Below are 20,529 nucleotides of genomic sequence, written 5' to 3'. Positions count from 1 at the left end.
GTTGTGATCGGCGTGCCGAAGGGCCCCGGCGTGATCCAGCCCCGGCCCGTTCTATTGCGGCGATAAGGAAAGACCGCCCGAAGGCGGTCTTGCAGTCCAATGTGCCGGGCCAAAATAGTTTCGGGATCAAACCTTGTCCGGCCCGGTCTGATCGCCAGCTAACCACTATCGCGGGAAGGCCGCTGACAATTAAGATTTCGGTCCTGAAATGAATGCACCTGCGACTTGGGAACCCGTCGTTCGACGCGAGTCTTGTTGCGCGCCTGCGTACAGCGCTGGCCGAAGGGGCTGCGGCGCTGAGAGCTCGACTAGCTCTCAGGGCTGGAGCTGCTCACGTCGGTGAAAAGTCAGACGATTGCGCTATCATCGATTGACCGTCAAACACCGGACTATCACTCGTCAATTCAATCTGCGAAATTGTGACAACATAAATGCGCTTGTAAACAAGCTGGCGCGAAGGGAGGTTCGCAGTGGAGGCAGTGGAGAGAGTGCAGCGCTTGCGTGCGATGGGTTCGCTGTGCCGCCAACAGGCCGCGTACAACAGCATGAACAAATGGAAGCTGCTCGCAGAAGCAGAATACTGGGACCACCTGGCCGATCTTGAGTTGTCTGCTCACTCCCAGCAATGCAACGCCATCAGCTCGGATGAGAAAGAGCGGCCTCAAGCGATCCCAACCGCGAATGACGCTGGACCGAAGACGATTTCCGTCGCGTGAGGTCAAGACGAGGCGGTTGTTTGCATTCCGTGCCACCGCACTTCTCACGGAGAGAAGCGGCTGTGGAGCAGGGCGATGACGGCGCCCCGCGTCGTTCGGCCGCTGCTCGCATTGCAACGAGAGAATGCGACGCCGCCGTCACGGGCCTGCGAGCTGTTGCAGCGTGTTGAAGCGCGCCTTCTGCTCGCTGCTCAGCGTGGCATAGAACTCGTCCAGGGCGGGCTCGACCAGCTTGGCGGCCTGAAGCATGGCTTCGAGCCGGTGCTGCATCGCCTCCAGTCGTCCAACCGGCGTCAGCGGTACATCGTTCGGACAGGCCGCCTGTAGGCCCTCAACGCCCTTCGCCGTCGCCTCGCCGAGGCGGTCGAGCGCTTCCTTCTGCTTGCCCGCGGGGTGAAGCACAGCCTCGATCCTCTGGATCGGCAACTGGGTCAGGCCGGACTTCGGATCACCGCAGCCTTCGGCACTGGCTTCCTGGGCACTGGCTTGCTGCTGCCGAGGCGAGCGGTCGCCGATGTTGGGGCCGAGCGCGTTGAAGCGGGCCTGCTGCTCGTCACTGAGCGAGTTGTAAAAAGTCTCCAGTGCCGGTCGCACGATCTTGACAGCATCCAGTGTCGCGCTGACGCGGTTCATCATCGCCCGCAAGCGGCCAGGCGGCGTCAGTGCATAAGTCTCCGCACAGGAGTCCTTGAACACACCGGCGGCGTTGGCCGCCGCGGTCTTCAACGCGTTGAGCAGCGCGCGTTGCTCCGCCGTCGGCCGCACCGCCCGCGTGATATCGTCAAGCGGCCAAGCGGTGACGCCCTTGTCCGGTGTGCCGCATAATTGCTGCAGCGTTTGCGGGCTCGCGCTGGCGCGCTGGCGCGCGCGGGTGCCGCCGCCGGCTTGCGGATAGTCATTCGGGTTGGTGCTGGCATAGGCGGAATAGGGGCTGTCATCGCCCCAGAACACGGTGTCGACGAAGTCGTCATACGCGTACGCCCAATAGCCGGGCTCGTAGGCATAGGACCAGAACGTGTAGTCAAAAATGTCGGAATAGGCGTAGGGCCAGAACACGGGCCCAAGCCATGCCACGAACACCGCGGGATGGCGGTGTCGCCAGGCCTGCCGGGGAGCCCAGCCGCTGTGGCGGGTGACGAGGGCCGCCTGGGTTTGCGCAGTCGCCCGCTCGCGGAAGTGCGCGGCAAACCGCCCGCGCGCGGCGACAGCCGCTGCGGCTGTTGCAGCGGGGGCCTGCGGTCCCAGCCTCTGCTGGCGCGACAGATCGATTTGCTGCGCCCGTTGCTCGTGCTGCAGCAGACGGTTCTGCGCCTGCAGTGCGCGTTCTTGTGCGCGTTGTGCGCGTGCGCCTTCAGGTTTTTGCGACTGCAAGGTCTGCACACGTTGCTGGAGGCGATCGATGCGGGTCTGGCGCTCCGTGGTCTGGCGCGACAGCATCTCGCGCTGTCGCTGCTCGACGTGCTGCTCACGCTGTTGGACGCGCTGCTCGCGCTCCAGCAGCCTATTCTGCGACTGCAGCAACCGCTGCTGCTCGCGTTGCGCTCTTGCGCCTTCCGGCTTTTGCGACTGCAATGTCTGCACACGCTGCTGCAAATGGTCGATGCGGCCCTGGCGTTCCGAGGCTTGGCGCGACAGCGTCTCGCGCGGCTGTTCCCGCCGCTCGCTCACGGTCGGCGGCGCGCTGGGGTGTGAGGGGGCGGCAATATGCGGCGTCGGCGGCGGTGCCATCGCCGGACGTTGCGGTGCTGCCGGAGCGCGGTGGAATTCAGGTCGCGGTGCCGCCACGAGCGGGGCAGCTCGCTGCGGCGGTGCCGCGAAGTGCGGGGCCGGGCGCGGCGGCGGGGAGGCCATGCGAGGCGCCGGATTCGGCGCCATGGCCGGCCGCTGCGGCATGGGTGGGGGATGAAATGCCGGCGCGGCAGGACGCGCCATCGCAGGTGGCGCCGCCGGTCGGGCCATCGCGGGCGGCGCTGCCGGTCGGGCAGCCGCTCCCGGTGGTCCACCCCGATGGTCCTGGGCGGACGCTCCGACGCTCGCCGCGAGCATCGAGGCACCGACCAAAAACGCCGAAAGGCACACGGCACGCGGAAGCATGATCGCAACTCCACGCTCGTCCCAGTCGCCCGGAACCGTTCAACGCGCAGGCGGCGAAATCGTTCGTTGTTGACTGTCAGCGGCCTTGCGGTCTTCCGACGCAGGCAGACCTCAGGCGAAATCCTGCGTCAGGGCGGCAGCGATTCTCTCCAAGGCCCAATCAACCTGGTCACTGGTAATCACCAGCGGCGGGGCGAAGCGGATCGTGTGCTCGTGGGTATCCTTGGCGAGGATGCCTTCGGTCTGCAGAGCCTCACAGTAGCGGCGTGCACGGCCGGCTTCAGGATTGAGCTCGACCGCCAGCATCAGGCCTCGTCCGCGCACGTCGCGCACGGTGTTGGCGCGGATGCTTCTGAGGCCTTTCAGGAAGCGTTCACCTTGCACCGCAGCGTTCTCGATCATCCCTTCCTCGACGAGAACGCGGAGCGCCGCGCGCGCCACCGCGCAGGCGAGGGGATTGCCACCGAATGTTGAGCCATGCTGACCTGGTTTCAGCGTGCCGAGGACCTCGTTGTTGGAAAGCACGGCCGAGACGGGATAGAAACCGCCGGACAAAGCTTTGCCAAGCAGCGTCACATCCGCCTCGATGCCCTCGTGCTGTTCCGCAAGCAGCTTGCCGGTGCGGCCGAGTCCGGTCTGGATCTCGTCGAGGATCAGCATCACGTCGTGCGCCGTGCAGAGCTCGCGCACCCCCGTGAAATAGCCTGCCGGTGGAATGATGACGCCGGCTTCGCCCTGGATGGGTTCGACCAGGAAGGCGACGGTGTTCGGCGTGATGGCGTCTTTCAGCGCGGCGAGATCGCCGAAGGGGATGATTTTGAAGCCCGGCGCAAAGGGGCCGAAATGTTCGCGCGTGGCCGCGTCGGTCGAGAAACCGACGATACCGAGGGTGCGTCCATGGAAATTGTTGGCGCAGACGATGATCTCGGCTTGCCCGTCGGGCACCCCCTTCACCTCATAGCCCCATTTACGCACGGACTTGATCGCGCTCTCAACGGCTTCGGCTCCGCTATTCATCGGCAGCACCTTGTGAGAGCCGGTGAGTTCCGCGATCTCCTCGTAGAAGAGAGCGAGCTGGTCGTTGTGGAATGCACGCGAGGTCAGGGTCAATCGGCCGGCCTGCTCGACCATGGCGGCCAGGATTTTCGGGTGGCAATGGCCCTGGTTGACCGCCGAATAGGCGGAGAGGCAATCCAGATATCGGTTGCCCTGGGTGTCCCAAACGAAGACGCCTTCGCCGCGCGACAGGACAACGCCAAGCGGCTCATAATTGCGGGCGCCGAAGCGCTCCTCCCTCGAGATGAAATCAGCGACTGGCGGACTACTCATTCGTCACTCCAGCTCACGTGTCTTGCGCATTCTAACAGATCTAATGCGTGGCTCGTTCGAAATGATGCGCGCGGGCCTCAACCTATGGAGCAGGGCACGCTCAGGAAGCCGCGGAACCGCACCCGTCCGCCCCGCACCGGACGGCCGCTCACGGCATAATTCGGGAAGCGCGCCAGGAAGCGCGAGATCGCAATCGCGCCTTCGAGCCGCGCCAGCGCCATGCCGGCGCATTGATGTGCGCCGGTGGCGAAGGCGAGATGCCGGTTCGGCGTGCGCGCGATGTCGAAGCGTTCGGGCTCCGGAAACTGGGCGGGATCGCGGTTGGCCGCCCCGATGCACAGCGTCACCGACGTGCCGGCGTCGAGCATGACGCCGCCGAGCTCGATCTTCTCTGTCGTCATGCGGTTGCCGAGCTGGTTCGAGCTCTCGTAGCGCAGCATCTCCTCGACGGCAGTCTTGATCATGTCGGAGTTTTCGATCAGCCGCTGCTTCTGGTCCGGATTCCGGTGCAGCGCGACGAGGCCGTTGCCGATCAGATTGGTGGTGGTCTCGTGCCCGGCATTGAGCAGGAAGATGCAGTTGTGCAGCAGCTCCTTCTCGGTCAGCCGCTCGCCGTTCTCCTCGCCGTTGCCTTCTCCCTGGATCAGGCGCGTCAGCACGTCACGCTCGGGATTGCCGGGCTTTTGGCGCCTGCGCGCGACCAGGGTTTCGAGATAGGTGAGGAAGTCCTTCACCGCCTTGTTGCCGCGCGCAGCCACTTCGGGCGACACCACGGGCTCGAGCGCACCGAGGATCGCCAGTGACCAGTCGCGCAGCGGCTCGCGTTCGTCGTGGGGAACGTCGAGCAGATTGCCGATCACTTCGATGGGGATCGACGCGGCGAAGTCGTCGATCAGCTCGCAAGTCCCCTTGGCGGCGATGGCATCGAGCAGGCCGTCGACCAGCTTGACGATATCAGGCTCCATCCCCGCGATCGCGCGCGGCGACAGCGCGCCCATGATCAGGCGGCGCACGCGGGTGTGGGCGGGCGGGTCGTTGAAGACGAGGCTCGTGGTGTGGTGCTCGTAAAGCGGGGTGTCGCCGTATTTCGGCGCGAACTCGCGCTTCTTGTCCGAACTGAACGACTTTGTGTTCTTGTAGGTGGTGACGAGATCGTCATAGCGGGTCAGGAACACAGTGCCGTTGGGAAGGCGCTTGACCGGCTCGTTGTCCCGCAGTGCACGATAAGTCGGGTAGGGATCGTCGTAGAATTCGGGTGTCAGCTTCTCCAGATCGAAATTGGCCGCCAGTTCTTTCGCACTTGCGTTCATCGCCGCCATACTCGCCGGTTGAGACCGATATGCTGTTTTCGCTCTTTCGAGCGGCTCGGCTCACCGTCTACAGTCGTGTCGTGATTTGCAAGCCGACCGGACAGGAAAATGCACGCCCGCGCTGACGCTGCCGACACGGCCCCGAATTGGCCCGACGATATTTTCGCGACATTGCAACGCTTCGACGTCCGGCAGGTGCCGTACGTGCCCGATGCCGGCCATTCGAAGCTGATCCAGCGCGTGCTGGCCTCATCCACGATGCGCGGCATTCCGCTGACGACGGAGGAGGAGGGCGTCGCGCTCCTGGCCGGGGCCTGGACGGGCGGACAACGTGGCGTGCTGCTGATGCAGTCGAGCGGGGTCGGCAATTGCATCAACATGCTGTCGCTGATCCCGATCCTGCGCTTTCCGTTCCTCACGCTCGTGACCATGCGCGGCGAGTGGGGCGAGTTCAATCCATGGCAGGTGCCGATGGGATCGACCACGCAGGGCGTGTTCGAACTCTCGGGCGTCCAGGTGCTGCGCGCGTCCAATGCGGCCGAGGTGCCGGCGGTGATGGAGGCAGCCGCAGCGCAGGCCTACAACGCGCTCACGCCCACCGCCGTCCTGCTGTCGCAGCGCCTGATCGGCGCGAAGGTTTTCACCAAATGAGCAAGGCCAACCTCCTCGACCGCCGCCAGGTGGTGTCCACCCTGCTTGCGAACCGCAAGGACGTCGTTGCGATCGGCGGCCTCGGGGCCTCCACCAACGACATGTGTGCCGCCGGCGACCACGCGCGCAACTTCTACCTCTGGGGCGGCATGGGCGGCGCGGCGATGATCGGGCTTGGCCTGGCGCTGGCGCAACCAAAACTGCCGGTGCTGGTCATCACCGGCGACGGCGAGATGCTGATGGGGATGGGGAGCCTTGCCACCATCGGCCTGCAGAAGCCGTCCAACCTCTCGATCGTGGTGCTCGACAACGAGGCCTATGGCGAGACCGGTGGCCAGACCAGCCACACCTCCGCGGCTGCCGACCTCGTCGGCGTCGCCAGGGCCTGCGGCATCGGGGACTCCCGCGCGATCTCGACCATGGCCGAGGTCGAGGCCTTCGCCAAAGCCGTCCACAACGTCTCGGCGGGGCCGCGATTTGCCAATGTGAAGATCGATAGCGCCAGCCTGGACCGGATTCTCCCAGTCCGGGACGGGACTTACATCGTCAACCGGATCCGTGGCGATCTCGGCTTCCAGCCGATCTAGCCCTGCTTGGCTCCGTCCTGAGCAACGTTCCCGGCCCTCCGGGCGGGGAAGTGTGGCCATTTTCCAACAAGTTTGTACCCACGTAGGTTGCGTCGCAGCATTCTGCTTGACTTTTGCGTGGGTGAGTGCTTACTCACTAACATGAGCTCACTGCGAATGACGAGCGACCTGAGGCGTCAATTGATCCTCGGTGCCGCAAAACGCTGCTTTGCCCGACACGGCTATACCGGCACCACGACCAAGAGCGTGGCGGCCGCCGCTGCCATTTCCGAGGCGCTGCTGTTCAAGCATTTTCCGTCCAAGGCGGCGCTCTACGCCGAAATCCTCAGCGACGAATGCGAAGCCGATCCGGCACTGATGGACCTGCTCGAACGGGAGCCCTCGACGGCCACGCTGGTCGAGTTGATCCGTGGCATGGTCCAGCATTTCCTCCACATCGCCGACGGGCCCGATCAGGAAGAGGCGCAGCGCCTGCGACTGATGGCCACCAGCCATCTGGATGACGGCGAATTCGCCCGTCTGCTATATGCCAAGATCGAGAAGCTGATCGGGGCGGTCTTCCTCGCCTCGCTCGAGCGTGCGGTTGCCAGCGGTGACGCGCGACCGTTCAGCGGCGATCCGCTCAACCTGTTCTGGTTCGCGCATCATTCGGTGATGATGGCTGCGCTGACCAGGCTGCCGGCCACGCCCTGCCTCGTCTACGGCAAGGCGAACGATCTGGAGCGGCAGCTCTGTGAGTTTCTCCTGAGGGGTATCGGACTTAACGACGCCGCAATTGCTTCGCATTTGGGCCGCGATCGGGCCGCGGATGCGGGCAAGACGGCGATTGCAGAAAGCGCATGACATGAACATCGTAACCGAACACAAGATTTCGGGCGAACCGATCGACACCAAGGCTCGCCGGCGTCCGGTTAGGCCAGTGCTGTGGTTCATCATCGTCGGCACGCTCCTGGGCGTGCTCGTTGGCGGCCTCGTCTGGTTCAATTACTTCCGCGGCCAGATGATCAAGCAGTTCTTCGCCAACAACAAGCCGCCGCCGACCGCGGTCAGCGCGGCCGAGGCGAAGTCCGAGGTGGTCCCGAACCTGCTCACCGCAGTCGGCGGCCTTGCCGCCGTGCACCAGGTCGACGTCAGCGCCGACGTCAATGGCCGCGTCACCGAGATCAAGTTCGAGCCGGGTACGCATGTCGATGCCGGCACGCCACTGGTGCAGTTCTTCGACATGCCGGAGCAGGGCGACCTCGCCAACTACAAGGCGCAGGCAACCGTCGCACAGCTCTCGCTCGACCGCGCCAAGCAGCTGGCATCGCGCCAGTTCGGCCCGCAGGCGACCGTCGATAACGCGCAGGCCGCCTACGATCAGGCGCTGGCCGGCATCGCCAAGACCGAGGCGGTGATCTCGCAGAAGCTGGTGCGTGCGCCGTTCTCCGGCGATCTCGGCGTCCGCAAGGTCGAAGTCGGCCAGTACCTGACGGCCGGCACGGCGATCGTCTCGCTGACCGATCTGTCGGAGCTGTGGGCCAACTTCACGGTGACCGAAAAGGACTCGGGCAACCTCAAGGTCGGCCAGCCGGTCCGGCTCAAGGTCGACGCCTACCCCGGCCGCACCTTCGATGCCAAGATCACCACGATCGAGCCGCAGGTCGCGGCCGACACCCGCAACATCCGCGTGCAGGCGACGGTCGCCAATCCGGAGAAGATCCTGAAGCCGGGCATGTTCGTGACCACGACGGTGGTGCTGCCGGCGAAGCCGGCCGTGATCACCGTGCCGGAAACGGCGGTCGATTACACGCTCTACGGCGACTCCGTGTTCGTGATCACCGAGAAGAAGGAAGAGGACGGCAAGACCAGCCTCTCCGCAGTGCGCACCTTCGTGCAGACCGGCAGCCGGGTCGACGGTCGCGTCGAAATCATCAAGGGCGTGAAGGTGGGCGACAAGGTCGTCGCCGTTGGCCAGCTCAAGCTGCAATCGGGCGCTCCGGTGTCGATTTCGACCGACCCGGCTCCGCAGATCCCGGCGCAGCCGCCGCGCTACTGATCAACACCATCCAAGTGATCCGGCTCGACCGGATCACTTTTCTTGAGACAAAGAAATCGAGATCGCCGCGATGCGCTTTACCGATATTTTCATCAAGCGACCGGTCCTGTCGGTCGTCGTCAGTCTGCTGATCCTGCTGATCGGCCTGCGCGCGGCGATGGTGCTGCCGATCCGGCAATATCCGAAGCTGTCGAACACGGTCATCAACATCACGACCGTCTATCCCGGCGCGTCCGCAGACCTGATCCAGGGCTTCATCACGACGCCGATCGAGCAGGCGGTCGCCTCGGCCGAAGGCGTCGACTACATGACCTCGTCCTCGGTGCTCGGCACCTCGACGATCCAGGTCTACATCAAGCTGAACTTCGATCCGAACCAGGCGCTCACCGAGGTGCTCGCCAAGACCAACTCGGTCAAGTACCTGATTCCAAAGGAATCCAACGACCCGATCGTCACCAAGACCACCGGCCAGACCACGGCCGTGATGTATCTCGGCTTCTCCTCCGAGGAGCTGTCGGGCTCGGCGATATCAGACTATCTGACGCGTGTGGTGCAGCCGGTGCTGTCGACGGTCGACGGCGTGGCCTCGGCCGACATTCTGGGCGGCCAGACCTTTGCGATGCGGCTGTGGCTCGATCCCATGAAGATGGCCGGCCGCAACGTGTCGCCGGCCGATGTCGCCGCCGCGATCGCCGCCAACAACTTCCAGTCCGCAGCGGGGCAGACCAAGGGCTATCTGATCGTTTCCAACATCTCGACGAACACCAGCCTGACTGACGTCAACCAGTTCAGGAAGATGATCGTCAAGGCGAAGGACGGCGGCTTTGTGCGGATGGAGGACATCGCCACAGTCGAACTCGCCGCCCAAAGCACGGATGCCAGCGTCGCCTTCAATGGCGAGCATGCGATCTTCATTGGCGTGAACGCGACGCCGCAGGGCAACCCGCTGACGCTGGTCAAGGGCGTGCGCGCGCTGTTCCCCGAACTCGAGCGCAATCTTCCGCCGTCGATGAAGATGAAGGTCGCCTACGACTCGACCAAGTTCATCCAATCTTCGATCGACGAGGTGGAGAAGACGCTGGGTGAAGCCGTGATCATCGTGATCGTGGTCATCTTCCTGTTCCTGGCCTCGCTCCGTTCGGTCATCATTCCCGTCGTCACCATTCCGCTGTCGATGATCGGCGTCTGCACCTTGATGCTGGCGTTGGGTTTCAGCTTCAACCTTCTGACCCTGCTCGCGATGGTGCTCGCGATCGGCCTCGTGGTCGACGACGCCATTGTCGTGGTGGAGAACATCCATCGCCATCTGGAGGAGGGGAAGACGCCGGTTCAGTCGGCGCTGGAAGGCGCGCGCGAAATCGTTGGGCCGGTCATCTCCATGACCATCACGCTCGCGGCGGTGTACGCGCCGATCGGCTTCCTCGGCGGCCTGACCGGTTCGCTGTTCCGCGAATTCGCCTTCACGCTCGCGGGCTCGGTGATCGTGTCAGGTGTGATCGCGCTGACGCTGTCGCCGATGATGTGCTCTATTCTGCTCAAGAATACCGAAGAGGGCCGCTTCGCCAAGCTGGTCAACAAGGTGTTCGGCGCTTTGACGCGCTGGTATGGGCGCAGGCTCGACCGCTCGCTCGATTACAAGGCGATCACCGGTCTGTTCGCGGTGACGATCCTCGGGCTGGTCGGCTTCCTCTACATGCACACCTCGAAGGAGCTGGCGCCTGAGGAGGACCAGGGCATCGTGTTCGCGGTGACCAAGGCGCCGAAATACGCCAACATCGACTATGTCGATTTCTACGGCGAGAAGCTCGACGAGAAATTCCAGAAGTTCCCCGAAACCGATCTGCGCTTCGTGCTGAACGGCATCAACGGCCCGCAGGGCGGCATCGCCGGCATGCTGCTGAAGTCGTGGGACGAGCGCAAGCGCTCGTCGATCCAGTTGAAGCCGCTGGTGCAGGCCGAGCTTTCCAAGATCGAGGGCGTGCAGGCTTTCGCGTTCAACCTGCCGCCGTTGCCGGGTGGCCCCGGCGGTCTGCCGGTTCAGATGGTGATCAATTCCACCGCGGGCTTCCAGACGGTCTATGAGCAGATGGAGAAGCTGAAGGACGCCGCGCGCAAGAGCGGCATGTTCATCGTCTCCGACAGCGACCTCGCCTACAACCAGCCGAACGTGGAGGTCACGATCGACCGCACCAAGGCGCAGGATCTCGGCGTTAACATGCAGAACCTCGGCTCTACGCTCGCGGTGCTGCTCGGTGGCAACTACATCAACCGCTTCAATCTGGAGGGCCGGTCCTACCAGGTGATCCCACAGGTGCCGCGCAGCAGCCGGCTCTCGCCGGAATCGCTCGGCGGCTATTATGTGACGACCAACACGGGCCAGCAGCTCCCGCTGTCGACCGTGGTCTCGGTCAGGACCAAGACTGATCCGAATTCGCTGACGCATTACAATCAGCTCAATTCGGCGACGTTCTCGGCTGTGCCGATGCCCGGCGTGACGGTCGGATCGGCGGTCGACTTCCTCGAAGGCGAGGCCAAGAAGCTGCCGGCCGGCTTCAGCCACGATTATCTCGCGGACTCCAGGCAATACGTGCAGGAGGGCAACCAGCTTGCGATCACCTTCGGTTTTGCGTTGATCATCATCTTCCTGGTGCTGGCGGCGCAGTTCGAGAGCCTGCGTGACCCGTTCGTGATCATGATCTCGGTGCCGATGGCGATCGTGGGTGCGCTGATCCCGCTGTTCTTTGGCATGGCGACCATGAACATCTACACCCAGGTCGGTCTGCTGACGCTGGTCGGGCTGATCACCAAGCACGGCATCCTGATGGTGGAGTTCGCCAACGAGCTCCAGGTCAACGAGCGGCTCGACCGCCGCTCGGCCATCGAGATGTCGGCCCGTATTCGTCTGCGGCCGATCCTGATGACCACGGCCGCGATGGTGACCGGCCTGATCCCGCTCCTGACTGCGTCCGGCGCGGGCGCGGCCAGCCGCTTCTCGATCGGCCTCGTTGTGGTCGCCGGCATGTCGATCGGTACGCTGTTCACGCTGTTCGTGCTGCCCGCGGTCTACGTCGTGCTGGCAACCGACCACCGCGCGGCGGCCGATTCCGAGCGGAACAAGGAGGTCAACGATCTCGACCTCAATTCCAAGGCGCTGCGACCGACCTGAGCCGCAGGTCAGCGAACCAGAAGGGCGGCAGCGGCATCCGTTGCCGCCCTTTTCATTTGCCCCGCAGCCTGCGGACGCCGTCAGGCTTAGGGGGAGCCCTTTCCGCGTTGGCGAGAGACAAGTTCCGGCCTTCTTGCTAGATTCGCCGGGATGAGCATCTCCCTCCACCCCGACACCCCGCAAGCCAGGACGGCGCCGAGCGCGGCCGCGGCTGGCGTCGTGCCCGGCGAGGCGGCGGGGCGCGGGATCAGGACCCGGCTTTTCACCAAATATGTCGCGCTCTTCGTGGCCGTCGTCGCCATTGCGCTGCTGGCCAACGGGCTGTTCGAGGTCTTCTTCTATTATCGCGAGCACAAGGCCGCGCTGATCCGGGTCCAGCATGAGCAGGCGGAGGCGGCCGCGGCCAAGATCGGCCAGTTCGTCAAGGAGATCGAGAGCCAGCTAGGCTGGACCACGCAGCTGCCCTGGTCGGCGGGCTCGATCGAGCAGCGCCGGTTCGACGCACAACGGCTGCTGCGCCAGGTGCCCGCGGTCACAGAGCTCGCCCAGGTGGATGCGACCGGCAAGGAGCGCTTGCGGGTCTCGCGGCTGGCCATGGACGCGACCGACAGCGGGATCGACCTGTCGGCCGACCCGAAGTTCACCGAGGCGGTCGCGCACAAGGTCTATTACGGCCCGGTCTATTTCCGCAGGGAGTCCGAGCCCTACATGACGCTCGCGCTGGCCGGCGCGCGCAAGGATGCCGGCGTCAGCATCGCGGAGGTCAATCTCAAGCTGATCTGGGACGTCGTGTCCCAGATCAAGGTCGGCGAACACGGGCACGCCTATGTGGTCGGCCCGGAGGGACGCCTGATCGCGCATCCCGACATCAGCCTGGTGCTGCGCAACACCGACATGTCGGGCCTCGCCCAGGTGCGCGCCGCGCAGGCTGGAGGCGGCACCCTGTCCGACGCGCTCCCCGAAGCGCGCAATATCCAGGGGCAGAAGGTGCTGACCACATCGGCCCCGATCGAGCCGCTGCATTGGACCATGCTCGTCGAGCTGCCGGTCGAGGAGGCCTATGCGGCGCTCTATGCTTCGCTGCAGCGGCTGGCGATCGTGTTGCTCGCAGCGTCGATCTTCGCGGTGCTCGCCGGGATTTTTCTCGCACGCCGCATGGTCGGACCGATCCAGGCCCTGCGCAGCGGCGCCGAGCGGATCGGCGGCGGCGATTTCTCGCAGCGCATCTCGATCAAGACCGGCGACGAGCTCGAAGGACTCGCCGACCAGTTCAACGACATGGGCGCGCGGTTGCAGGAATCCTATGCGGATTTGGAAAACAAGGTCGAGCGGCGGACAGCTGAATTGTCCGAAACGCTCGAGCAACAGACGGCGACTTCTGAGGTGCTGGAGGTCATCAGTTCCTCTCCGGGCGAACTCGCTCCCGTGTTCTACAAAATGCTCGAAAATGCGACGCGGGTCTGTGGCGCAAGTTTCGGCGTCATGAATCTCTGGGACGGTGAAAGCTTCACGATTGCGGCGGATTACAATGTGCCGGCTGCGTTCGCTGCTTCGCGAAAAGATGTGGAAATCCGACCTCGTCCGAACAGCGCGCTCGCCGAGGTCGTCAGGACACGTGAGGTCGTCCACGTTCACGATGTGCGAAACACACCTGCCTATCTTGCTGGTGGGCCTGCCGTTCGCGCGATCTCAGACGTCGCCGGCGCCCGTACGATCGTCATCGTGCCGATGCTGAAGGAGAACGAGCTGATTGGCACGATCGCGGTCTATCGCAAGGAGGTCCGTCCGTTCGCCGACAAGCAGATCGCACTGGTTGAGAATTTCACCAAACAGGCTGTGATTGCGATCGAGAACGCTCGACTGCTCAAGCAGCTTCGTGAGCGTACCACGGAGCTGTCGCAGTCGCTCGACAATCTGCGTACCGCGCAGGATCGCCTGATCCAGACCGAGAAGCTCGCCTCCCTCGGCCAGCTCACGGCGGGGATCGCCCACGAGATCAAGAACCCGCTCAATTTCGTCAACAATTTCTCCTCGGTCTCGACCGAGCTGATCGATGAACTCAACCAGGCCCTGCAATCGGCTTCGCTCGACGGCAAGACGAAGGAGGAGGTCGACGAGCTGACCGGCATGCTCAGGAGCAATCTGGAAAAGGTGGTGCAGCACGGCAAGCGCGCCGATTCCATCGTCAGGAACATGCTGCTGCATTCGCGCGCGGGTTCCGGCGAGCATCGCCCCAGCGATATCAATGCCGTCGTCGAGGAAAGCCTCAATCTCGCCTATCACGGTGCGCGCGCGGAACGGCCCGCCTTCAACGTCACGCTTGAGCGCGAGTTCGATCCCGGGGCCGGGACGGTCGATGTCTATCCGCAGGAGATCGCGCGCGTCTTGCTCAATTTGATCTCGAACGGCTTCTATGCTGCGGCCAAGCGCAAGGAGAGCGCGACGGACGGCTTCGAGCCCACCTTGAACGCGGCCACCAAAAACCTCGGCGACAAGGTCGAGATCCGGATCCGCGACAACGGCACAGGGATTCCGCCCGAGGTGAAGGCGAAATTGTTCAATCCGTTTTTCACCACCAAGCCGGCCGGCGAGGGCACCGGGCTCGGCCTGTCCATGAGCCATGACATCGTCGTGAAGCAGCACGGCGGCACGATCGACGTGAACACCGAGCCCGGTGTATTCACCGAATTCATCATCACGCTGCCGCGCCAGATGGCGGCGGACGATACTCCCGGAGGCAAGAATTGAACGTTTACATCCTGGTCGTCGATGACGAGCCCGACGTCGAGGCGCTGTTCCGGCAGCAGTTCCGGCGTGACCTGCGCGCCGGACGCTTCCAGATGGAATTCGCGCCGTCCGCGTCCGATGCGCTCAGGCTCGCCTCCGAGGTGCGCGACCCCTCGTTGATCCTGATCCTGTCCGACATCAACATGCCCGGCATGAGCGGGCTCGACATGCTGCCCAAGGTGCGCGCCGAGCATCCGGACGTTCCCGTCATCATGATCACGGCCTATGGTGACGCCGAGACGCGCCGGAAGGCGATCGAGCGTGGCGCCATCGGGCTCCTCACCAAGCCGATCGATTTTGCGCTGCTGCGGCAGGAGATCGACACGAGGCTCGAGCAAGCCGCATGACTTCGACCATCCTCTTCGTCGATGACGAGCCAGACCTCGAGGCGCTGATCCTGCAGAAGTTTCGCAGGCAGATCCGCGACGGGCTCGTCGACATCATGTTTGCACGCGACGGCGTCGAGGCGCTGGAGTCCCTCGAGCAGAACCCGCATGTCGACATGGTGGTCTCCGACATCAACATGCCGCGCATGGATGGGCTGTCGCTGCTGGCGAAGCTCCAGGAGGCCGAGGACAAGAAGTCGACTATCATCGTCTCGGCCTATGGCGACATGAGCAACATCCGCACCGCCATGAACCGCGGCGCGTTCGACTTCCTCACCAAACCGATCGACTTCGCCGACCTGGAAGCCACGATCGAGAAGACCATTCGCCATATCGAGATGCTGCGCGAGGTGCGGCGCCGTCAGATGGAGGCGGAGCGGGCCCATGCCGCGCTGTCGCGCCATTTCTCGCCCGAGCTCGCCAAGCGTCTGGTGGCGGGCGGCGAGGGTGAGGGGATCGAGGTGCAGTGGCGCGATGTCGCCACCATCTTCACCGATATCACCGGGTTCACCTCCCTGGTCGAGAGCGCGCCGCCCGAGACGCTCGGCGCGCTCCTCAACGAATATGTCGGCGGGATGACCGAAACCATCTTCGCGCATGAGGGGACGGTCGCAAAAATCATCGGCGATGCGATCCAGGTGCTCTTCAATGCGCCCGGCGATCAGCCGGACTATGCGACGCGTGCGGTCGCCTGCGCCCATGACCTCGATGCCTGGGCACAGGATTTCTGCGCGCGCCAGAGGGCCGTGGGCGTGAATTTCGGCACCACCCGCATCGGCATTCACGCCGGGCCGGCACTGGTCGGCAATTTCGGAGGCAACCGCTTCTTCGACTACACCGCCTATGGAGACACCATCAACATCGCGGCGCGACTGGAGGCCGCCAACAAGCATCTGGGAACACGCATCTGCGCCAGTGCCAGCGTCGCCAAGGCTGCCGAGCATTTTCAAGGCCGTCCCGTGGGTGATCTGATGCTGCGCGGACGCAGCGAACCGCTGCGTGCGTTCGAACCGTTGCCGCAGGATAAATTCGAAGCGCCAAGGACGGCGCAATATTCCGAGGCTTTTGCCAAGATGGAAGCCGGCGACGTCGCGGCCATGCCGGCCTTTGCCGCGCTGGTCGGGATGCACGCCGACGATTCCCTGGCCGGCTTTCACCTGAAGCGCTTGCTCAACGGTGCCAAGGGCATCCGCATGAAACTGGATTAGGAGTTCGACATGATTGGTGATTTCTCCGCCGGCAACTATCGGTTCATTCCGTCCGTGTTCCAGTATTCGGCGGGTGCCGCCGCTGACGACGGATACGAGATTGAGCGGGTTCGGTTCGATCGCCTGGTGCCGCTGGCCGAGGGATTTGCGCTCGCGGCGAAGTATATCCAGGAAGCAGGGCGTCCGCTGACGGCGTTCTGTGCCTGCGAGTTGCGCTCACCGGCGGCCTTCAGCGAGGAAGGCTTTCGCGCATTCAACCTGCATTATGTGAAGACGCTGTCCGAATGGGGCATCTTCGACGGCACCACCAATCCGGTGGCGCGCAGCAATGTCTGTCCGGAGATCGATCCGCCGTCCGAGCCGTCGTTCTATGCTTTCTCCTTCACGCGTCCGACAACCTCGAAGGCACCAAGCTTCGTGATCGCCGGTGGCGCCGAGGCGCGCGAGGGCGGCGGCACCTATGTCGAGCGCACGGTGCGCTACCGCGACCTCAGCCCGGAGGGTCTTCGCGAGAAGGTGCGGTTCACCACGACGTCGCAGATGGAGAACCGGATGACGGCCTTCGGCTTCGGCTGGAAGGACACCACCGGCGTGCAGGCCTATTCCGTGCACGATTTCCACCACGCGCTGGTCGACGAGCTGGTCCGCCACGGCGCGCTGCGCTCCGGCCTGACCTGGCATTTCGCCCGTCCGCCGGTGGTCGACCTCGAATACGAGATGGATTGCCGTCGCGTGATGCGCGAGACCGTGATTTGAGGTCCTCATCCTGAGGAGCGGCCGTCAGGCCGCGTCTCGAACGATGGCTCCAGGTGACAGTCGGGCCTTCATGGTTCGAGACGCGCGTAAGAACGCGCTCCTCACCTGAGGGACTGCTAGCGCTGGCGCGGGTCGAGCGCGTCGCGCAGGCCGTCGCCGAGCAGGTTCAGCGACAGCACCACGAGGAAGATCGCAAGGCCCGGCCAGATCGCCATCCACGGCGCCTGGGTCAGGAAGCGCTGCGCCGCGTTGAGCATGCTGCCCCAGGACGGTGCCGGCGGCTGCTGGCCGAGGCCGAGGAACGACAGCGCGGCTTCGGCGATGATGGCGGCGGCGATCGACAGCGTCGCCTGCACCAATAGCGCGGGAAGGATGTTCGGCAGGATGTGCGAGAACGCGATCCGCCACGGCGGATTGCCGAGCGCGCGCGCCGCCTCGACATAGTCTTCGGCCTTGACGCTCAGCACCTGCCCGCGCGTCAGGCGGATGAAGATCGGCGTTGCCGAGATGCCGATCGCGATCATGGCGTTGCCGAGGCTGGGACCGAGGAAGGCGGCCAGCGCGATCGCCAGGATCAGGAACGGGCAGGCCAACATCGCATCGGTGATCCGGCTGATCAGCGCGTCAACAAATCCGCCGCGATAGCCGGCGAGGAGACCAAGAGGGACACCGATCCCGAGCGCGATCGCGACCGAGATCAGACCCGCCATCAGGGAGGCCCGCGCGCCGTAGATGACGCGGCTGAGGATGTCGCGGCCGAGATCGTCGGTGCCGAACCAGTGGGCGGCGGTGGGCGGCTTGCGCACCAGGCTCCAGCTCGTTGCAATGGGATCATAGGGCACGACCAGCGGCGCAAGGGCCGCAAGCAGGATGAAGGCTGTGATCACGACAAGCCCGAAGACCGCGGCCTTGCGCTTGAACAGGCGCCGCCGCGCACGGCGGGCCGGGCTGTCCAGCTCGTAGGCCTGGGTGGCGGGACTGGCTGGCAGTGCGGCGTCGGTCATCGTCTAACCTCGCAGCCGCGGATTGACGAGGACATAGGCGACGTCGGCGACGAGATTGAGCGTGATGTAGACTGTGGCCGTCACCAGCACCACGCCCTGCACCACCGCATAGTCACGGTTGAAGACGGCGTCCACGATCAGCTTGCCGAAGCCGGGAATGGAAAAGATCTGCTCGGTCAGCACCGCGCCCGACAACAGCGTGCCGAGCTCGAGCGCGCCGAGGGTGATGATCGGCGTCAGCGCGTTGCGCATCGCGTGCTTGAGGATCACCGAGCGCTCGGAGAGACCTTTCGCGCGCGCGGTGCGGACATAGTCGCTCTCCAGAACCTGGAGCATGGCGCTGCGTGTGTGCCGCATCAGGACCGCTGAAATTGCGTTGCCGAGCACGAAGGCCGGCATGATGGTGGCGGCCAGGCTCGCGCGCCAGTCCTCCGTGAGCGGCACATAGCCTGAGGCCGGCAGCCAGCCCAGGTGAATCGAGAACAGGAAGATCATGAGGATTCCGAGCCAGAAATTCGGCGTCGAGATGCCCCATAGCGCGAACAGATTGGCGCCATAGTCCCAAACCGTGCCCTTCTTCACCGCGGAGATGATGCCGGCGGGAATGCCGATGAGGAACGCGATCAGGATCGCCATTGAGCCGAGCTGGAGCGTCACCGGCAGTTTCTGGGCGATCAACTCGCGCACCGGCATCTTGTTGCGCAGCGACTCGCCGAAATTACCGGTGAGGACTCCCTTGAGCCAGTAGACATATTGCACGGGGATCGACTGATCGAGCTTGTACTGCTGCCGGATCTGCTCGATCGCTGCGGGATCGCGCTCCTCGCCGGCCATCACCAGCGCGGGATCGCCCGGCAGCAATTGCTGGAGCGAGAAGATCAGCACCGACACGAAGAACAGTGTCGGCACGATCTGCGCGATGCGGCGGGCGAGGAAGTTCAGCATGGCTCCACGCGTTTCCCGAGTGATGCCGCGATCACTTGAACTTCAGCCCGACCACGCGCACGAGGCCATCAGGCATCTGCCGGTAGCCCTCGAGCTTCTTCGTATGCGCGATCAGGAGCGTACGATGATAGATGTAGATGATCGGCAGGTCGTCGAGCAGGATCTTGGTCAGCTTCCCGTAGATCGCCTTGCGCTCCTCGACATTGGACGTCGCCCGTCCGTCTTCCATCAGCTTGTCGGCTTCGGGGTTCGAATACACGCCGTCGTTCTGCGGCGCCTTGCTGCGCATGAAGATGTAGGAATTGCCGTCCGGGTCGATGCGTCCGCTCCAGTTGATCTGGAACACCTGGAACTCGCCGGCCTGCGCCTGCTTGAAGGTGGTCGCGAATTCAACGACGCGGACCTTGATGTCGAAGCCTGCTTCGGCGGCCATGGACTGCACGACCTGGGCGACGGCCTCGTACTCGGTGCCCTTTGGTACCATGTAGTCGACGGTGACGGGCAGGCTGACACCGGCTTCCTTCAACAGCGCCTTGGCCTTGGCGATGTCGCGACCCGGAATGGGGAAAGCCTTCTGATAGTATGGATGCGTCGGGCTGACCCATTGATTGCCCGGCGTGAACTCGCCGTTGAATACGACCTGGTTGATGGCCTCGCGATCGATCGACAGGCTGAGTGCCTGGCGTACCTTCGCGGATTGGCTGAGTGGCCCCTTGGTCTTGTCGTTGCCGATATTGATCGTCAGGCCCTGATAACCGAGCTCGGGCGCCGTCGACAGCACCAGCTTGGGATCGGCGCGCACATCCTTGATGTCGGTGGCCAGCACGCGCTCGATCAAATCGAGCCCGCCGGACTTGAGGTTGGCAAGGCGCACCGTCGCGTCGACAATCGGCAGGAACACGACGCGGTCGATATGGATGTTGTCCTTGTTCCAGTAGTCGGCAAACTTCTCGAACACCATGCGGTCCTGTTGGACGCGCTCGACGAATTTGTAGGGGCCGGCGCAGACCGGATGCAGGCCGAACTTGTCGCCCGCCTCCTTCGCGGCCTTCGGCGAGACCATCATGCCGGAGCGGTCGGTGAGCTGGGCGATCAGCGGCGAGTAAGGGGTCTTGAGCACCAGCTTGATGGTCAGGGGATCGACCACCTCGACATGGTCGACGCTGGCAAGCTCCGACTTCCGGAACGAGGTCGGCAGCGTCATGTGACGCTCGATCGAGAACTTTGCGGCTTCGGCGTCCAGCGGTTCGCCGTCATGGAATTTGACGTTCGGCCGGAGCTTGATCGTCATCTCCTTGCCGTCGGCCGAAGTCTCGTAGGACAGCGCGAGCTGCGGCACGATGTTGAGCTTCTCGTCGATGTCGAACAGCTTGTCGCAGAAGGCGGAGAAGACGATGCGGCCGACATAGGTGCGGCCGATGCTGGGATCGAGGATATCGGGGTCTTCGGCGATGCCGATGCGAAGCGTGGTCTGAGCCTGGGCTGCGCCCGCGAGCGACGTCAGCACAGCCGACGCCAGGATTGTCAAACGCATGAAACTCATCGCTCTCAA

The 20,529-nt window shown here is 64.1% G+C and carries 16 protein-coding genes; 10 read left to right on the top strand and 6 right to left on the bottom strand.

Going from position 1 to position 20,529, the window contains the following annotated elements; all coding sequences use genetic code 11:
* Positions 1 to 470 precede the first annotated feature (470 nt).
* Positions 471 to 716 carry a hypothetical protein gene (locus AB7531_RS32725; protein ID WP_310473371.1) on the top strand — a complete coding sequence of 82 codons (246 nt, stop codon included), beginning with the start codon at positions 471 to 473 and terminating at the stop codon, positions 714 to 716.
* Positions 717 to 854: 138 nt separating this feature from the next.
* On the opposite strand, the gene AB7531_RS32720 is transcribed toward AB7531_RS32725, so the two are convergent.
* The 3 genes from AB7531_RS32720 to AB7531_RS32710 all read right to left on the bottom strand — a co-directional run bounded on the left by AB7531_RS32720 (position 855) and on the right by AB7531_RS32710 (position 5,449).
* Positions 855 to 2,444: a Spy/CpxP family protein refolding chaperone gene (locus AB7531_RS32720; protein WP_231144404.1), complete on the bottom strand. Its 1,590-nt coding sequence runs from the start codon at positions 2,442 to 2,444 to the stop codon at positions 855 to 857.
* Between the two features lie 477 nt (positions 2,445 to 2,921).
* Positions 2,922 to 4,139: an ornithine--oxo-acid transaminase gene (gene rocD, locus AB7531_RS32715; RefSeq protein ID WP_063984764.1), complete on the bottom strand. Its 1,218-nt coding sequence runs from the start codon at positions 4,137 to 4,139 to the stop codon at positions 2,922 to 2,924.
* Between the two features lie 77 nt (positions 4,140 to 4,216).
* Positions 4,217 to 5,449, bottom strand: coding sequence for a cytochrome P450 (locus AB7531_RS32710; protein ID WP_063986564.1), 1,233 nt, complete (start codon positions 5,447 to 5,449; stop codon positions 4,217 to 4,219).
* A gap of 108 nt (positions 5,450 to 5,557) precedes the next feature.
* On the opposite strand from AB7531_RS32710, the gene AB7531_RS32705 reads away from it, so the two are divergent.
* From AB7531_RS32705 to cnbZ, 9 genes are all read left to right on the top strand, one after another.
* Positions 5,558 to 6,100 carry a phosphonopyruvate decarboxylase gene (locus tag AB7531_RS32705; RefSeq protein ID WP_063984763.1) on the top strand — a complete coding sequence of 181 codons (543 nt, stop codon included), beginning with the start codon at positions 5,558 to 5,560 and terminating at the stop codon, positions 6,098 to 6,100.
* Positions 6,097 to 6,687: a thiamine pyrophosphate-dependent enzyme gene (locus tag AB7531_RS32700; protein WP_063984762.1), complete on the top strand. Its 591-nt coding sequence runs from the start codon at positions 6,097 to 6,099 to the stop codon at positions 6,685 to 6,687. The genes AB7531_RS32705 and AB7531_RS32700 overlap by 4 nt, the downstream gene beginning before the upstream one ends.
* Before the next feature lie 141 nt (positions 6,688 to 6,828).
* Positions 6,829 to 7,530: a TetR/AcrR family transcriptional regulator gene (locus tag AB7531_RS32695; protein WP_084795235.1), complete on the top strand. Its 702-nt coding sequence runs from the start codon at positions 6,829 to 6,831 to the stop codon at positions 7,528 to 7,530.
* Position 7,531: 1 nt separating this feature from the next.
* Positions 7,532 to 8,725: an efflux RND transporter periplasmic adaptor subunit gene (locus AB7531_RS32690; RefSeq protein WP_231144405.1), complete on the top strand. Its 1,194-nt coding sequence runs from the start codon at positions 7,532 to 7,534 to the stop codon at positions 8,723 to 8,725.
* 70 nt (positions 8,726 to 8,795) lie between these two features.
* Complete coding sequence (locus AB7531_RS32685; protein WP_071915899.1) at positions 8,796 to 11,891, top strand: MexW/MexI family multidrug efflux RND transporter permease subunit; 3,096 nt, start codon at positions 8,796 to 8,798, stop codon at positions 11,889 to 11,891.
* A gap of 150 nt (positions 11,892 to 12,041) precedes the next feature.
* On the top strand, positions 12,042 to 14,639 hold the full coding sequence (locus tag AB7531_RS32680) for a sensor histidine kinase (protein WP_063984758.1): 2,598 nt from the start codon (positions 12,042 to 12,044) through the stop codon (positions 14,637 to 14,639).
* Positions 14,636 to 15,025, top strand: coding sequence for a response regulator (locus AB7531_RS32675; RefSeq protein WP_014496960.1), 390 nt, complete (start codon positions 14,636 to 14,638; stop codon positions 15,023 to 15,025). The genes AB7531_RS32680 and AB7531_RS32675 overlap by 4 nt, the downstream gene beginning before the upstream one ends.
* Complete coding sequence (locus AB7531_RS32670; RefSeq protein ID WP_063984757.1) at positions 15,022 to 16,272, top strand: adenylate/guanylate cyclase domain-containing protein; 1,251 nt, start codon at positions 15,022 to 15,024, stop codon at positions 16,270 to 16,272. The genes AB7531_RS32675 and AB7531_RS32670 overlap by 4 nt, the downstream gene beginning before the upstream one ends.
* A 9-nt stretch (positions 16,273 to 16,281) precedes the next feature.
* Positions 16,282 to 17,028: a 2-amino-5-chloromuconate deaminase CnbZ gene (cnbZ, locus tag AB7531_RS32665; protein WP_063984756.1), complete on the top strand. Its 747-nt coding sequence runs from the start codon at positions 16,282 to 16,284 to the stop codon at positions 17,026 to 17,028.
* A gap of 116 nt (positions 17,029 to 17,144) precedes the next feature.
* On the opposite strand, the gene AB7531_RS32660 is transcribed toward cnbZ, so the two are convergent.
* The 3 genes from AB7531_RS32660 to AB7531_RS32650 are packed head-to-tail and all read right to left on the bottom strand — an operon-like array spanning position 17,145 to position 20,520.
* Positions 17,145 to 18,032: an ABC transporter permease gene (locus AB7531_RS32660; RefSeq protein WP_039151440.1), complete on the bottom strand. Its 888-nt coding sequence runs from the start codon at positions 18,030 to 18,032 to the stop codon at positions 17,145 to 17,147.
* Positions 18,033 to 18,035: 3 nt separating this feature from the next.
* A complete protein-coding gene (locus AB7531_RS32655; RefSeq protein ID WP_231144406.1) occupies positions 18,036 to 18,977 on the bottom strand; it encodes an ABC transporter permease in 942 nt (313 codons plus the stop codon).
* A 31-nt stretch (positions 18,978 to 19,008) separates the two neighbouring features.
* Positions 19,009 to 20,520: an ABC transporter substrate-binding protein gene (locus AB7531_RS32650; RefSeq protein ID WP_063984754.1), complete on the bottom strand. Its 1,512-nt coding sequence runs from the start codon at positions 20,518 to 20,520 to the stop codon at positions 19,009 to 19,011.
* Positions 20,521 to 20,529: the final 9 nt, after the last annotated feature.

Source organism: Bradyrhizobium sp. 63_E2_N1_3 (assembly GCF_052076005.1).
Taxonomy (GTDB): Bacteria; Pseudomonadota; Alphaproteobacteria; order Rhizobiales; family Xanthobacteraceae; genus Bradyrhizobium; species Bradyrhizobium barranii.
This window is presented reverse-complemented; position numbering and strand designations above follow the sequence as displayed.

Excerpts from the sequence above, each read along its gene's own strand:
- AB7531_RS32720 (WP_231144404.1), bottom strand. The coding sequence starts at position 2,444 with ATGGCACCGCCGCCGACGCCGCATATTGCCGCCCCCTCACACCCCAGC.
- rocD (WP_063984764.1), bottom strand. The coding sequence starts at position 4,139 with ATGAGTAGTCCGCCAGTCGCTGATTTCATCTCGAGGGAGGAGCGCTTC.
- AB7531_RS32710 (WP_063986564.1), bottom strand. The coding sequence starts at position 5,449 with ATGAACGCAAGTGCGAAAGAACTGGCGGCCAATTTCGATCTGGAGAAG.
- AB7531_RS32705 (WP_063984763.1), top strand. The coding sequence starts at position 5,558 with ATGCACGCCCGCGCTGACGCTGCCGACACGGCCCCGAATTGGCCCGAC.
- AB7531_RS32700 (WP_063984762.1), top strand. The coding sequence starts at position 6,097 with ATGAGCAAGGCCAACCTCCTCGACCGCCGCCAGGTGGTGTCCACCCTG.
- AB7531_RS32695 (WP_084795235.1), top strand. The coding sequence starts at position 6,829 with ATGAGCTCACTGCGAATGACGAGCGACCTGAGGCGTCAATTGATCCTC.
- AB7531_RS32690 (WP_231144405.1), top strand. The coding sequence starts at position 7,532 with ATGAACATCGTAACCGAACACAAGATTTCGGGCGAACCGATCGACACC.
- AB7531_RS32685 (WP_071915899.1), top strand. The coding sequence starts at position 8,796 with ATGCGCTTTACCGATATTTTCATCAAGCGACCGGTCCTGTCGGTCGTC.
- AB7531_RS32680 (WP_063984758.1), top strand. The coding sequence starts at position 12,042 with ATGAGCATCTCCCTCCACCCCGACACCCCGCAAGCCAGGACGGCGCCG.
- AB7531_RS32670 (WP_063984757.1), top strand. The coding sequence starts at position 15,022 with ATGACTTCGACCATCCTCTTCGTCGATGACGAGCCAGACCTCGAGGCG.
- cnbZ (WP_063984756.1), top strand. The coding sequence starts at position 16,282 with ATGATTGGTGATTTCTCCGCCGGCAACTATCGGTTCATTCCGTCCGTG.
- AB7531_RS32660 (WP_039151440.1), bottom strand. The coding sequence starts at position 18,032 with ATGACCGACGCCGCACTGCCAGCCAGTCCCGCCACCCAGGCCTACGAG.
- AB7531_RS32655 (WP_231144406.1), bottom strand. The coding sequence starts at position 18,977 with ATGCTGAACTTCCTCGCCCGCCGCATCGCGCAGATCGTGCCGACACTG.
- AB7531_RS32650 (WP_063984754.1), bottom strand. The coding sequence starts at position 20,520 with ATGAGTTTCATGCGTTTGACAATCCTGGCGTCGGCTGTGCTGACGTCG.